The sequence below is a fragment of the Enterobacter cloacae complex sp. P40C2 genome (assembly GCF_014930695.1).
GTDB classification, from domain to species: Bacteria; Pseudomonadota; Gammaproteobacteria; order Enterobacterales; family Enterobacteriaceae; genus Enterobacter; species Enterobacter pasteurii.
Genome location: NZ_JADBRP010000032.1, coordinates 1 through 575, shown reverse-complemented (window position 1 = coordinate 575; position 575 = coordinate 1). Strand labels below are relative to the sequence as shown.

1 protein-coding gene is annotated in these 575 nt (G+C 66.6%); it reads right to left on the bottom strand.

Features of this window, described 5'->3' with window-relative positions:
- On the bottom strand, positions 1–575 hold a 575-nt coding region (gene tssI / locus IM304_RS22190), incomplete at both ends, for a type VI secretion system tip protein TssI/VgrG (protein ID WP_193361528.1).

The window sequence follows — 575 nt, the reverse complement described above, 5'->3', positions numbered from 1 at the left end:
CGCTCGGCCTGGATCCACACCTGCTCCGCACCCGCCTTGTCCTCAAAGCGCAGGGCGTTGGCGTTATCGACCGATCCGTCCTTCGAGCGGCTCATAAAGCCCATCTGCGTCGCCGCTGCCGGCAGCGCCCACGGCGGCATGCTCGCGTCGTTGTACACGCGCCCGGTGATAATCGGCCGGTCCGGATCGCCGTTGATAAAGTCCACCACCACCTCATCGCCCACGCGCGGGATCTGCACCCCGCCGTAGCCCTGGCCCGCCCAGGCGCTCGACACGCGCACCCAGCAGGAGCTGGTGTCGTCCCCCTTCGCCAGGCGGTCCCAGTGGAACTTCACCTTCACGCGACCGTATTTGTCCGTCCAGATGCTCTCTCCCTGCGGCCCGACGACTTTCGCCGTCTGCGGGCCGTAGGTGCGCGGCCACGCGGTGCTCTGCGCCGGACGATAGGAGACCGATGCCGGGATAACGGTGAAGTCGGTGCGGTGAACGGTTTCACCCTCCCCGCTGGCGTAGCGGTTCTCCTCGAAGTGATACCCGGCCGCCGTCACCAGATACTCGCCGTTATCGCTGAAGAA